Below are 14,008 nucleotides of genomic sequence, written 5' to 3'. Positions count from 1 at the left end.
TGTCTCACCTCCAAGGAAGAATTTTCTTCTGAAGATATCGAAGTATTAGTGAAAATAGATAGCCAAAAAATGAGATGAGTATGAGCCCAACAAACATCTCTTTAAGCAAAAAGGCTTTATAGGAGGTCCAGATTAAGTAACCAATCCCTGAAGTTGCCCCCATCATTTCAGCAGCAACAATCGTTAAAAGTGCAATTGCCTGCCCCATTTGAATGCCTTCCATCATAACGGGTAAAGCACCTGGAAATGCAATCTTAAAGAAGAAATCCTTTGAACTAGCCCCATAGTTCTTAGCTACATCCAAGTAAATGGAATCAATGCTGATAACTCCTGCAGTAGTGTTAATAACGACTGGGAAAAACACACTTCCAGCGATTGTCACTACCTTCGATAGATCACCTATTCCAAATAAAATGATTATGATTGGTAACAGGGCTAGAGTTGGAATTGGCATTAGTGCCATAACGATTGGTGAAATGAAATGCCGAATAGGAGAATATAATCCCATTAATAATCCGATGACTACACCAGGGATAACGCCCAACAAAAAGCCAGCAAATATCCGGTATAAAGAGATCCAAATATGATGAAATATTTCTCCACTTACTGCCATACTAAAGAAAGTGTGTAGAATTTCAGTTGGTGGCGGGAAGAAACGTACATCAATCAAATTTGTTCGAGATAAAAACTCCCATAAAAGTAAGAGAAAAATAGGTGAAGCGATTGTAAGTATCTGCTTCATTCGTTCATTTAACCGTCTTTTTTTCCATTCCTGTTGTTCAATTTCGACAGGGTTATGGGTTTTAGTTATTTTTTCGTCTCTCATTCTTCACCACCTCTTCAATAAAGGATATGTATTTTCCCTCTAAAGTGTGTCGATTGCCTACGAATGAGTATAAAAACATGGTTGTAATTTATCATTTCTAAATACATTCTTAAAATAATTTCAGATGATTCCAATTTTCAAAAATAAAATCGAAACATAATATAAATAAAATGTATATTTTTATTACATCTTATTTACTTAGTCCTTAAGTATCTATATAATGAAGGTGTTATATGACTTTAATCATATAAATGTATATTATTTAGGGGTAAAAAGAATTAAATTAGATCGAGATATTCTATTTTTAGAAAAAAGTATTGCAAAAAGTGATTTCACTTCAGCTCGTATAATTATTGAGCACAACAAAGAGAAACTTTCAAGTCCTCGTATTCGTTCAAAACTAAGTATGGAAGCCTTAACCTTCTTAAATTGTGTAATTCAATTAAATAGTGAAAGCAATCAAGATTTACTTTCTAGAGAAACACTACTGATTATCAGGCACATTAATTCTTTAGCTTATGACTGTAAATTTGCAGAGCTTAAATCTTATTCTTTTTTACAAAAAGATTTATTATCTAATCCTAAAATTTATAATTCGCTATGTGAAGATGCAAAGACATTCCTACCAAAGCCAAAGAATATAGATATGCAAGAAGTAGCAGCAGTTAATAATATGTAAGGGAAAAACATTAAACACGTAAAAGTTTCTAAATAAAAAGTGGAAGAAGTCACATAAGTAGTTAAACTACTTATGTGACTTCCAAGTTGATTACACCCTATCCTACACGATGATTAAAATTGTCGAGCTTTCGCTTCACTTTTCAAAATACGGTTATGGAGAGTCATCTCCGACTGTCCCTTTACCTGAGATTTTGAATGTTTTAACCTAGTCCAGAGCTGATGAACTTTTTGAGATTTTGGATCTAAATGGTCCGGTTTCCCCATTGTTTTCACCCTCCTGATCATGTTGGATTTCTTAAGTGAAATCTTATATAGTATCGCCTAAGCTACGTTTTGTATACATCTTGATAATTCATTTTTAAGGAAAATTCAATCTTAAACTTTCACACTATCCAGCAATACATACCCAAAAACAATACCAGCAACTGTTGTTAAAGTTATCGTTGTATCACCTAACAGGAAAATTTGATTCGAAAATAATAATTTTTCTCCTAACGATGAATATACTAAGTAAGGCAACAATGCAACATAAAGTGCTGGAAATGCAATAGCGATTAACTTTACCCAATCAAAACTCCACTTCTTTTTTGCTTTATTCTCATGTAAAAAATTTGGTAATCTTAACAATATACCAATAATTATAGGAAAAACGAACGAATATATCATAATAGGTAAATTATTATATGATATTTCTGCTTCCTTTCCTAAATATACTCTAAGTCTTAGTCCAAAATATATTCCTATCCCAATAATTGCTACCCACATTATATAACTTATGAAGCGTTTCATTTTCATTTCCCCCTAAAGGAACTTATTTTCCGCTTAAATTTTCTCTTTATTAGTAACATTTTCCTGAAAATTATGATTAATTGCAATTATTTTTTGTTTAAAATCAAAATAAAAACCCGGAAAATTAATTCCGGGTCTGATTTCACTTTTATCCTTTACGATGATTAAATTGTTTTGCATTCAGCTTCAATACTCAGACCTGATCCACGGGACTTCACTCCGTTTCTTAATACCTGAGAATTTTTAACGATTTAATCTTTGTTTAGAGCTATAGTGCTCACCTGGACTTGGTTCACCCATAGGATTAACCCCTCCTGATCAATAAAGAATATCTTAAGTGAAATCTTTAATAGTATAGCCCAATCTACGTTTTGTATACATCCATAAGCTAAATTCATGATTGTTTTTGCTTTGGCTCGTAAGTTTTTGTAATGCTTATTTTTTACAATTTACTATATATGTAAAAATGTATACATTTATGTAAAGGAGGGATTGATAATTGTGGATAAGAGAAGAGTAGGTATCGTTTTAGGTTTTACATCCTTAGTGCCTGTGATAATAAGTATTATCGATTTCTATGTGAGAAAAAGACCAATCTCTGAAGTTTATTGGGATATCACCATTTATACCGTGCTATCAATTATCGGTATTGCACTTGCAATATGCTCTTGGGTTTTGGCGAAACGAAGAACTTTAATTATCGGTATTATCGGGCTATTAGCAAACGTCTTTGTTTTGGCTTGTACTTTTTTATTACTACTCGCAATGGGAATTAGTGAAAAATAAACCCTTTTTCAACTAAATGGGTTTTAGTTGAAAAAGGGTTTATTAGAATATTATTGATAACCTATTTTTGGGGAATTTTAACGAAATTGGATTTCCCCTTCAAACCTAAACAATTTGTTTAGGTTTGATTCTAACTTATTACATAATCATTTTATTTTTATGTTGAATCACAAAGGACAAAGAATTCTCTATCCTATTTCCCGTCATAACCCCAAACTGCTGGACATCCCTTGTAATAATAACAGCTTGTATGATGCTCACAGAAATCTACATATTTTACGTGGACTTCATTGCCTAAAAAGCATTTTATAAGAAAGGTTATTTCTTAAAATAGATATGTTGTGTTAGAAAGTGCAAAAGTTAATATTCACTATTTATATCTTTGAAAAAAAATCACATTACAAAGTGAGGATTTCTAAAGTACATACTTTCTCATGAATAAAGCAAAATAATTTTGAGGTGAATCTATGTTAAATGAAACCAAAATTACTCTTTGTAGTATTTGTATTGTATTATGCAATTTAATTATAGCTCCTTCTTATTATGCTGAAGAATCAACTAAGGCTGAAATAAAAATTCTAGAGAAAAAAATTGAAAATCTCCAAGACCAATTAAAAGAAAAAGAAAGACGTCTTCAAAATTTAGAACCGACAGAACCTAATAGGATTGTTACTCTTCCCTGGAATCAGTCTTTTCCTTCAAATGTAGTACTAATTTCTGAAGTAATAGAGAATGGTACCAAAATTCCTTTCAAATTAATTGTAGATCAACCAGAATATATAAGACCTGTATATGAAGAAGAATGGCATAGTTCGATTGGAAGATGGAGTTATATTCCAAATAGAATTTATTTTGCTCAACATCGATTATTTCTCAATTATGATGTTGGACTTTCTAGTTGGTATGATTTCGAGCATAACATCGGTTTGTCAATTCCAATGTTTCAAAATGAAAATGATTTGGATTTATATATTGTTGCTTTTCAGACTGAAATCACTTCAGTATATACATTAGGAAATCAAATTGTAGTAGTTGGCCATCCGAAAAGAAAAGGAGTACAGGCTATCACTATAAAAACCGGGGTTTTATTTCCCAAAAATAAAGCCCAGAATTTGCTTGTTCAATTAGTGACTCAAACTGGGGATGAAATGGATTTTTCACTCATTAATTATATGCCACCTGATTTTTGGCTAAAACAAAAGGAAAATTAAATGAAAATGAATGAATGAAAAGAATATTGGGAAAGTTTTTAGTTTAAATTAATTTCATAATTTTAAGATTTGATAAACACGAATATTAAATGGGCCATTATTATATGTCATATCTATTAGAACATTGTCAACGAAGCGGAAGATGGCGACTCCTGCGGGAAAGAGAGACAGGTGAGACCCCGCAGTGAAGCACGGTACGGGCTTCCGAGGAGGCTCAACGCTCGCTCAGCACGAAAGCGCCATCTGGAGCGGCTTACTAAGTAAATACTGAAAACGTTATATTATACGAATTATTAAGTGATTTATGTAGAAAATATTCGTATTTTTTAACTAGAAAAGCATTTTTTAAATTGATTCGATTTGTAAATATTAATAAAACTCCAAATAAAAACCCGGAAAATTAATTCCGGGTCTGATTTCACTTTATCCTTTATGACGATTAAATTGTTTAGCTTTGCATTTCAACTCAGACTCCTTACACGGGATTTTAAGCCGTGTCCTTCACCTGAGATTTAACTATTTAACCTTTACCCAGAGATTGTGAACTCCCTGAGATGCCTGAACTATTTTGTCCGGTTCACTCATTGGATTTTCACCCTCCTGATCATTCTAGATGCAGTAATATAACTTTATCCTTCATGATGATTAAATTGTTTTGCATTCAGCTTGATTACTCAGACCTGATCCACGGGACTTCACTCCGTTTCTTATTACCTGAGAATTTTAACGATTTAATCTTTGTTTAGAGCTATAGTGCTCACCTGGACTTGGTTCACCCATAGGATTAACCCCTCCTGATCATAAAAGGATTTCTTAAGTGAAATCTTTAATAGTATAGCCCCTGCAATCGTTTTTATACATTTTACTTCAAAAAGTTATCGTTCATTTTAAATTAATCGAACATGTGGCTTAAATTAGCCATTTCAATTGCTGAAACCGCTGCATCATAACCTTTGTTACCTGCTTTTGTTCCAGAGCGTTCGATTGCTTGTTCAATATTTTCTGTTGTAACGATACCGAACATAACTGGAACTCCTGTATTTAATCCTACGTTAGCAATACCTTTTGCTGCTTCATTGCAAACATAATCATAGTGAGAAGTTGCTCCGCGAATAACAGTTCCTAATCCTATAATGGCATCATATTTTTTTGTATCCGCCATTTTTTTTGTAATAAATGGTACTTCAAATACACCTGGAACCCAAGCTACATCGATATCATCTTCTGAAACGCCATGACGTTTTAAACCATCCATTGCACCGCTTAATAATTTTGCAGTTAAAAATTCATTAAATCTACTTACTACAATTCCAACTTTTAAGTCAGTTCCGATTAATTGTGCTTCAAATGTTTTTGCCATTTCCATTCACTCCTATGCTAATATATGTCTCATTTTTAATTTTTTTGTTTCTAAATATTTTTCGTTTTCTGGCTCTGCTGCAATTTCCACTGGTACGCGGTCAACAACTTCAATACCATATTTCGTTAATCCTTCAATCTTAGATGGATTGTTTGTCATTAATCGTATTTTTGTAATACCTAAATCTCGTAGCATTTGAGCGCTTAAACCATAATCACGCATTTCTGCAGCGAAACCTAAGTGAATATTTGCTTCAACTGTATCATAGCCTTGTTCTTGTAACTCATAGGCTTTTAGTTTGTTAAGTAGTCCGATTCCTCTACCTTCTTGACGCATATATAAAACGACTCCAGTACCTGCTTTTTCAATCATTTCTAATGATTTGTGGAGTTGCGGTCCACAATCACAGCGTTTTGAATGAAAAATATCTCCGGTTAAACATTCTGAATGAATGCGTACAAGTGGTACTTCATCGTCTTGTGGATTTCCTTTTAAAATAGCAAGGTGTTCTTTGTCATTTAATTGGTTTGAATAGCCAATCATTTGAAATTCTCCAAATGATGTAGGTAAATTTACTGAAGCTACTCGCTCTATCAATTGTTCATTTTCATAACGATAACTTATTAAATCGGCGATGGTTACGAATTTTAAGTTATGCTCTTTAGCAATATCGTGTAGTTGTGGTACTCTTGCCATTTTTCCGTTATCAAGCATGATTTCGCAAATGACACCTGCAGGATCTGAATCACAAAGTTTAGCAAAATCGACTGCAGCTTCTGTATGCCCTTGTCTTTCCAATACACCATTATCTTTTGCTATTAAAGGAAATACATGTCCAGGTCGACGGAAATCAGAGCTTTTTGCTTCTGGGCTGATCAATTGTAACATCGTTTCTGAACGTTCATACGCACTGATCCCTGTTTCAGTCGTTTTGTAATCGACACTAACTGTAAATGCTGTTTGATGATTATCTGTATTATTGTCAACCATCGGATTTAGCTCAAGATGATTTGCTAATGTTCTAGACATTGGCGTACAGATTAATCCACGGCCGTATTTCGCCATAAAATTAATATTTTCAGGTGTTGCAAATTCGGCCAACACTAGAAAATCTCCTTCATTTTCACGGTTTTCATCATCAACAACAATAACTATCTTACCGTTTTTTAAATCTTCAATTGCTTCTTCGATTGTATTAAACATTTCAATACACCAGCCTTTTTAAAATCCATTTTCATTTAGAAAATCCATCGTTATCGTTGAATTTTCTTGTTTTCGTTCCAAATGGTTGATCACATATTTCCCTAGTAAATCATTCTCAATATTTACGACATCATGTTCTTTTTTTATGCCTAATAATGTTAGATCAAAAGTATGAGGAATAAGCGATACTGTCAGTTGAGTTGGCTTGACATCGAAAATCGTTAAGCTTATGCCATCGATTGTAACAGAGCCTTTCAACATACAAAACTTGCTCAACTCTCTGCTTATTCCTATATCCACATAAACGGCATTAGCAATTTTTCTTTTTCTCAATATGACGCCTGTACCATCGACATGCCCAGATACAAAATGACCACCGAATCGACCATTTGCGGGCATCGCTCTTTCCAAGTTTACATATTGGCCAATTTGTAAAGATTGGATATTTGTTGCTTTTACTGATTCAGGCATAACATCCACTGTGAATTGACTATTTGAAAAGGAAATGACAGTTAAGCAAACTCCATTAACTGCGATACTGTCACCAAGATGGACATCTTCTAGGATTTTTCTTGATTCAATCGTTAGTTGCATACTATTTGTTGCACTTTTTATTGCCTTAACTTTCCCTAAATCTTCTACAATTCCTGTAAACACATGTAACACCTCATTTCGAAACAGAAGTAATCTTGATATCATTGCCAATTATTACGTATTTGGTCACTTAGCTTAATTTTAGTAAGCTTGCATTAATATCTACCAGCTTCAATGTAAAGTTTTTGCTTGCCAAGCTTTTATATTACTTTTTCTATAGATATAGTTGGCTTTTGTATTTAGACAATCTCATTTTGAGTTTGTTGGAAGTTTTTTATCATTACTTCCGATTCATATAATAGTCATCAGTCAAATTAACCCCTCCAATTTGATTATCTTTAACCAAAAAGAAAACTCCTATAGGAATTTTACCTAAGGAGTTTTCGGGAGAATATGTAGTAAATGGTATAACTAAATAAGCCTATTGAAATCAATTTTTCAAAAGCTTCTACCATTGCTCATTGTCCTTCTCCCATCCAGACTATACTGTCGGCTTTGGATTTACACCAAATCCTGCCTATAAAAGGCTCACGGGCTTAGAATTGCTTCATCACCGTCGATTGGGAATTTCACCCGACCCCGAAGGACTACGTATATTAAATTGTTAATGGTTTTCTAATATTTAAGCTAAATACTCTCTAGCATTCAAAGCTTAATAAAAAAGAAAACCCCATAGATTTTTCTCTAAGGGGTGGATTGGAAGTCTGTTTATTTCATCATCAAATAAACCTATGAAATACAATAGTAAATCATAAGAATTTAACGTTCCATACATCCTTCTCACATCCAGACTATACTGTCGGCTTTGGACTCACACCAAATCCTGCCTATAAAAGGCTCACGGGCTTAGAATTGCTTCATCACCGTCGATTGGGAATTTCACCCGACCCCGAAGGATTTATTCATCTATGCGCAAAGTATATCACTTTTAATTTGAAAAATCATTAATATTTTATTATTTATTTTCAATTTATAAAAATCAGCAGTAAATTCCAATAAAATCGAAATGAGTAATCCCTAGAGGCTAAACAACTCTATTTGAATTTTCATAACGCTTAATGACTACTTTATTTAGGTTATCATGTCGTTTAATTAATACACTGATCATTTGATGCCATTTTTTACATTGCTTAGATGCTTCCTTGTATACATCCGAATCTTTTTCCACCGGTTCTTCAGGTTCCAAAAATACATACTCAATAATTGGGGTGGACAAATCATCAACTACCACTTTCAAACTTAACTTTGATACTTCTTCCGAGCTCTTTTCTGTTGTTTCTTCAGACTCCTCATCTGAATCATCTTTCAAACTATTTTCTGGTTCCATAACATAGACTAATGAATTTCCTCCTCCGTCAAGTAATGATCCTCCAAGTAGTCCACCTCTTGAGATTAATGCTATTTGATTTCCATCTTCTTCAATGGCTGTTTCATAAATTTCATTGAATAAATATTCCGTAACTTCAAAATCTGAATCTGTATCTTCTCTTTTTGCAACAAAGAATGTTTGCGATGCCTCTCCTATGAGTAATGCATTTAAATAATCTGAAGATACTGTAGAATGACTATGCGGATACTCTTGCAGCATTTCTTCTGTTTCCTTTTTAATTATCTCATCTCTTCTCATCTCTATTAATTTAATCTGATAAGAGCCCCATTTATACAATAAAATTGAAATGAGTAAACAAAGTAACTTGGTTCCAAGTGTTGAAACGATAAAAGTTAAAATAAAGAACAAAGCACTTGTAAAAAATATTAGTAAGAGATTCATGAGCAGCCCACCTTTTTAATAGATCACATAAGGTTATAAAATCATTTCATCAAAATACTATACCTTAATAGAAATACTATTCGGTGTCTATATATTTCATTCTTATTTTGGATAGTTTTTTTAAAGAAAAATGCGTTTACCTTGAATACTCATAGATTTATTCAAAAAGGCTAACAAAGCTGAAACTATCGAATTAAAGTATAAATAATTTAAGTTTAATAATTGGGTGCGACATTTATCTTAAGTTATTACAAGATTATTTTCGCACATTACAAATTTGAAAAGGCAATACGGATATGGTGACCGTATTGCCTTTCAATTTGTAATTTAAAACGATAAGTTTTAAGAAGATTTAATTGTTATTTTTATTCATTTTCCAATCATTTGGATAAGGGGAAGTGATACTTCTAGTATCATTTCACGGTAAAGCTCTTGTTTTTGCCTATTCTGGCTTCTCTATTAACTCTTATATTTTTAATTTCAATTGAGAACCTTTTCAATATTTTTATGTAAACTAGTGTTTTCCAATCTTTCGAAAGGGTTTGGCATATCTTCTCTTTTCTTAAAATGATAAAGTATCGATTCTACAATTCGTTCTGAAGCATGTCCATCGCCATAGGGGTTGGATGCTTTCGACATCATTTCATATTTCTTTGAATCCGTTAGTAATTCCTTCGTTAATTCATAAATTGTTGATTGGTCTGTACCCGCAAGCTTTAATGTACCTGCCTCAATTCCTTCTGGTCTTTCTGTTGTATCACGAAGGACTAATACCGGAACACCTAAGGAAGGTGCTTCTTCTTGAATGCCACCCGAATCCGTTAATATGATATGTGCTCTTGATAAGAAATTATGAAAATCAATCACTTCTAACGGTTCAATTAAGTGAATTCTAGAGTTCTCTCCTAATATTTCACCAGCAATTTCTCTTACTGCAGGATTTAAATGAACTGGATAGACCACTTGAAGATCATTATGTTCATCTACAATTTGTTTAATCGCATTGAACATATGTCTCATTGGTTCACCTAGGTTTTCCCTACGATGAGCTGTCAAAAGTATCATTTTATCGTTGCCTATCTTCTCTAAAATAGGATGACTATAATTTTCAGAAACAGTTGTCGATAAGGCATCTATTGCTGTATTTCCAGTTACAAAAATTGTTTCTAACTTTTTGTTTTCATTTAACATATTTTGCTGTGCTTTTTTAGTAGGCGCAAAATGAAAATCTGCGATCACTCCAGTTAGTTGACGATTCATCTCTTCTGGAAATGGAGAGTATTTGTTCCATGTACGTAATCCCGCTTCAACATGTCCAACTAATATTTGGTTGTAAAATGCTGCAAGACTTGCGACAAATGTTGTTGATGTATCGCCGTGAACAAGAACTAAGTCAGGCTTTTCTTTCTGTAATACTTCATTCAAACCTTCTAATGCACGTGTGGTAACATCAACTAAGGTTTGTTTTTTTGTCATAATATTCAAATCATATTGAGGCTGAATATTAAATACATCCAACACTTGATCAAGCATTTCTCGATGCTGAGCTGTTACAGTTACAATCGATTCGATATCATCTTGATGTTTTTCTAATTCAAGAACTAAAGGCGCTAATTTTATCGCTTCTGGTCTAGTACCGAATATTGTCATTATTTTCACTTTACTTTGATTAGTCATCTAGAACCTACACCTCTATCTATTTAAATTAGGCAAAAATATATGCTGCACTTATAATTACTATAAATAGTAAAATAGCAGTCTGTGTTAGAAAAGAAAAATTCAAGCCGCTTTTTTGCTTGTTTTCGCTTATTAAATTGCTTGATTCCTCTTCATACTGTTCATCCAACAATTTAGTCCGATTCAATTTCTTTTCTTCTTCACTTAGAGCATTAAACCATTTAATAAACTTTTTATATTCCCAAATTACTTTTTTTGTAGCGTCAAACATCTTAATTTGTCCAAAATGAACCCACATCACTCGATCACAAAATGCTTCTATTTGGGACAAGGAATGACTAACAAAGATAATCGTTTTTCCCTGGCTTTTAAATTCATTAATCTTATTCAGGCATTTTTGATAAAATGTCTGGTCACCTACTGACAATGCTTCATCGACTATTAAGATATCAGGATTTGTGTGAATCGAGATAGCGAAACCTAAGCGTGATTTCATACCACTTGAATAATTTTTGACCGGTTGGTTAATGAAATTGCCTATGTCTGCAAACTCGATTATATCTGCAGTTAATTCATTGATATCTGCAATGCTTAAACCGTGCATCAAACATTTCATTTTAATATTTTCCAAGCCTGTTAAGGATGCATTTAAACCAACAGAAATGGCGATTAGGGATGTTTCACCGTTAATTTCTATCGATCCTGAACTTGGTGGAATAACTTGTGCTAGTAAATTTGAGAGAGTAGACTTACCAGATCCATTCAATCCAATAATTCCAATCGCCTCGCCTGCATTTACCTCAAAACTGATATTTCTTAGTGCATTAAACTGATCTCGATCTTTTTTTAAAGAAATAATATCTACTAATTTATCAGATTGTTTACTATATAAACTGAAACTTTTTGTTATATCCGTGCATCGAATTTTCGTATTCATACATCTTCCTCCGATTATAGGTAGTCAACAAATTTGTTACGGAATTTGATGTGTAAAAAGGAGCCAACTGTTAATATTAAAATACTTAAACTCCAGAAATAAATTGTATATGGTAGGTCCTCAAAAAACCATTGTCCGCCCAAAATAGAAAATCTAAAGCCTTCAATAATATAAAATAATGGATTTAGCTTTAATATATTGACAAAGAAATCGGGAAAATTATGAACGTTCCATACAATTGGTAAGAAAAACATTAACAGACGTACAATCGATTGCACCATCATTTGCACATCTCGAATGATTGTCGTGAGTGTCGATAAAAGTAATGTTGTTGCAAAAAGAAAGAAATATAAACAAATTAGATAATAGATTAGCTGAAGTAAATAAGCACCTGAGAAGATACCGAATGATAATGCAATTCCAATTGTAATAATAATCATGGGAATTAATGATATTGAATTTCCCACGATTTTAATTGTTGGTAAAACGCTAACTGGAAAATGCATTTTAGATACTAAATTTACTTTTGCAAAAACACTATTTGAAGCTTGCGTAATTGTTCGACTTATATATAACCATGGAACAAGTCCAATGATTAGCCAAAGGAAAAATGGGGTTCCATCAACTGGCGACCCTTTTCTAATCCCAAGCCCGAAAATCAGCCAATAAACACCTATTTGAATGAATGGGTTTAATATTTGCCATAATGCACCCAAATAGTGCATTGTATATTTCCCTTTCTCTTCATATAAACTTAAACGGAGTATCAAATTTAAATGAAGAAATTGCTCTTTCAAAACTTGCCCAGCGAAGTTCATACAAGGGTAGCTTCCTTTTTCGTATATTTAAAGAGATTTCCATAATTCATATATTCAACATCATGTGATAGTTTTTGCACAATATTCTTTGTATCAAAAATTCTTTTATTCGACATCTTCATAAAATCACTTTCGCCAAATCCCTTAAATTCATCATGATCTGTAAGTACGACAATTAAATCTGAGTCATTAACAGCTTGCGCAAGGTCTTGCATAACCCAATTCAATTGAACATGTGGATCATATGCACGAACTTCATAATTACCTTGGGATTTTAGCATTTCAAAAATTTCTAAAGCTGGACTTTCACGGATATCATCTACATTTCCTTTATACGTTAGCCCAAAAACAGTTACGACTTTTCCATTTGCATTTTCCATCAATTTATTAACATTATCTACCACGAAATGTGGCATGGATGTATTAATCGTACGAGATAAATTGATTAATTGTGCTGTTTCAGGAGCTTTTGCGACGATAAAATATGGATCGACTGCTAAACAATGTCCCCCTACTCCAGGACCTGGTGTATGTAAGTTAACTCTTGGATGTTTGTTAGCCATTTTAATAACATCAAGGCTATTAATTTCTAACTCATTACATACTTTCGCGAGTTCATTTGCAAGTGCAATATTAACATCTCTAAATGTATTTTCCATAAGTTTAGACATTTCTGCTGTCTTTGCATCTGTTCGAATAATTTCACCCTGAACAAATGTACTATATACATTAACGCCAGCTTCCGTACAAGCCGCTGTAATTCCTCCAACAATACGATTGTTGAATACTAACTCTTGCATAATTTGTCCTGGTAAAACTCTTTCAGGGCAATGAACTAGAAAAACGTCCTTTCCAACTATAAAGCCAGCCTCTTCCACTAAGGGTCTTACAAAATCATCCATACTACGTGGTGCTATTGTCGATTCAACAATAATTGCATTCCCACTCTCAATATATGGTAATACTGATTTTACTGCACTTAGCACATAAGTTAAATCACAAGATTTGTATTGATCATGATAATTAGGGGTTGGTACGGAAATAATGAACGTATCCGCCTTTTCAGGTGCAAATTCAGCTCTAAAAGTTCCCATTGAAATTACTTCTTCGAGAGCATCTTGTAATCCTGGCTCTTCTAAATGAATTTTCCCGCGATTCAATGAATCTACTACTTCTTTCTTAACATCAACGCCTACAACATTCACATTGTGTTTTGCAAACATGATTGATGTTGGTAATCCAATATATCCTAAGCCGATCGTACATAATTTCATCATTATTTTCCTCCAATATACAAATTAGTCATTTTAATAAGGTTTTCGATCAATATATTGATTCAAGTTAACCTTGAAACT

At 33.0% G+C, this 14,008-nt stretch carries 14 protein-coding genes and 2 riboswitches; of the genes, 3 read left to right on the top strand and 11 right to left on the bottom strand.

Features of this window, described 5'->3' with window-relative positions; all coding sequences use genetic code 11:
* Window positions 1–4: 4 nt before the first annotated feature.
* On the bottom strand, window positions 5–826 hold the full coding sequence (locus tag Q8X41_RS01360; protein ID WP_397538476.1) for an ABC transporter permease: 822 nt from the start codon (window positions 824–826) through the stop codon (window positions 5–7).
* Between the two features lie 220 nt (window positions 827–1,046).
* On the opposite strand from Q8X41_RS01360, the gene Q8X41_RS01355 reads away from it, so the two are divergent.
* Window positions 1,047–1,505 (top strand): hypothetical protein, encoded by a 459-nt coding sequence (locus tag Q8X41_RS01355; RefSeq protein ID WP_397538475.1) that lies wholly within the window; start codon window positions 1,047–1,049, stop codon window positions 1,503–1,505.
* A gap of 113 nt (window positions 1,506–1,618) precedes the next feature.
* On the opposite strand, the gene Q8X41_RS01350 is transcribed toward Q8X41_RS01355, so the two are convergent.
* Both Q8X41_RS01350 and Q8X41_RS01345 read right to left on the bottom strand, forming a co-directional pair.
* Window positions 1,619–1,771, bottom strand: coding sequence for a YpzG family protein (locus Q8X41_RS01350; RefSeq protein ID WP_397538474.1), 153 nt, complete (start codon window positions 1,769–1,771; stop codon window positions 1,619–1,621).
* Between the two features lie 111 nt (window positions 1,772–1,882).
* Window positions 1,883–2,296, bottom strand: a complete 414-nt coding sequence (locus Q8X41_RS01345) for a hypothetical protein (protein WP_397538473.1) — start codon at window positions 2,294–2,296, stop codon at window positions 1,883–1,885.
* A gap of 501 nt (window positions 2,297–2,797) precedes the next feature.
* Between Q8X41_RS01345 and Q8X41_RS01340 the strand changes: the two genes are divergently transcribed.
* On the top strand, window positions 2,798–3,082 hold the full coding sequence (locus Q8X41_RS01340) for a hypothetical protein (protein WP_397538472.1): 285 nt from the start codon (window positions 2,798–2,800) through the stop codon (window positions 3,080–3,082).
* Between the two features lie 467 nt (window positions 3,083–3,549).
* Window positions 3,550–4,293, top strand: coding sequence for a hypothetical protein (locus Q8X41_RS01335; RefSeq protein WP_397538471.1), 744 nt, complete (start codon window positions 3,550–3,552; stop codon window positions 4,291–4,293).
* A gap of 892 nt (window positions 4,294–5,185) precedes the next feature.
* On the opposite strand, the gene ribE (Q8X41_RS01330) is transcribed toward Q8X41_RS01335, so the two are convergent.
* The 8 genes from ribE (Q8X41_RS01330) to Q8X41_RS01295 form a co-directional block, all read right to left on the bottom strand.
* Window positions 5,186–5,653, bottom strand: a complete 468-nt coding sequence (gene ribE / locus Q8X41_RS01330; RefSeq protein WP_397538470.1) for a 6,7-dimethyl-8-ribityllumazine synthase — start codon at window positions 5,651–5,653, stop codon at window positions 5,186–5,188.
* Between the two features lie 12 nt (window positions 5,654–5,665).
* Window positions 5,666–6,856 (bottom strand): bifunctional 3,4-dihydroxy-2-butanone-4-phosphate synthase/GTP cyclohydrolase II, encoded by a 1,191-nt coding sequence (locus Q8X41_RS01325; RefSeq protein ID WP_397538469.1) that lies wholly within the window; start codon window positions 6,854–6,856, stop codon window positions 5,666–5,668.
* Window positions 6,857–6,874: 18 nt separating this feature from the next.
* Window positions 6,875–7,513, bottom strand: coding sequence for a riboflavin synthase (ribE, locus tag Q8X41_RS01320; RefSeq protein WP_397538468.1), 639 nt, complete (start codon window positions 7,511–7,513; stop codon window positions 6,875–6,877).
* Window positions 7,514–7,910: 397 nt separating this feature from the next.
* A riboswitch (FMN riboswitch) is annotated at window positions 7,911–8,041 on the bottom strand.
* Window positions 8,042–8,220: 179 nt separating this feature from the next.
* Window positions 8,221–8,351: riboswitch (FMN riboswitch) on the bottom strand.
* 123 nt (window positions 8,352–8,474) lie between these two features.
* Complete coding sequence (locus Q8X41_RS01315; RefSeq protein ID WP_397538467.1) at window positions 8,475–9,221, bottom strand: hypothetical protein; 747 nt, start codon at window positions 9,219–9,221, stop codon at window positions 8,475–8,477.
* Window positions 9,222–9,701: 480 nt separating this feature from the next.
* Window positions 9,702–10,898, bottom strand: coding sequence for a non-hydrolyzing UDP-N-acetylglucosamine 2-epimerase (gene wecB, locus Q8X41_RS01310; protein ID WP_397538466.1), 1,197 nt, complete (start codon window positions 10,896–10,898; stop codon window positions 9,702–9,704).
* Window positions 10,899–10,926: 28 nt separating this feature from the next.
* Complete coding sequence (locus Q8X41_RS01305) at window positions 10,927–11,835, bottom strand: ABC transporter ATP-binding protein (RefSeq protein WP_397538465.1); 909 nt, start codon at window positions 11,833–11,835, stop codon at window positions 10,927–10,929.
* 14 nt (window positions 11,836–11,849) lie between these two features.
* Complete coding sequence (locus tag Q8X41_RS01300; RefSeq protein ID WP_397538464.1) at window positions 11,850–12,653, bottom strand: ABC transporter permease; 804 nt, start codon at window positions 12,651–12,653, stop codon at window positions 11,850–11,852.
* On the bottom strand, window positions 12,650–13,927 hold the full coding sequence (locus Q8X41_RS01295) for a nucleotide sugar dehydrogenase (protein ID WP_397540173.1): 1,278 nt from the start codon (window positions 13,925–13,927) through the stop codon (window positions 12,650–12,652). Before Q8X41_RS01295 ends, Q8X41_RS01300 begins: the two co-directional genes overlap by 4 nt.
* Between the last annotated feature and the right edge of the window lie 81 nt (window positions 13,928–14,008).

This window comes from Rummeliibacillus pycnus (genome assembly GCF_044359855.1).
Classification (GTDB): Bacteria; Bacillota; Bacilli; order Bacillales_A; family Planococcaceae; genus Rummeliibacillus; species Rummeliibacillus pycnus_A.
The sequence above is the reverse complement of the archived record's forward strand: the minus strand, read 5'-3'. Positions and strand labels throughout refer to the sequence as shown.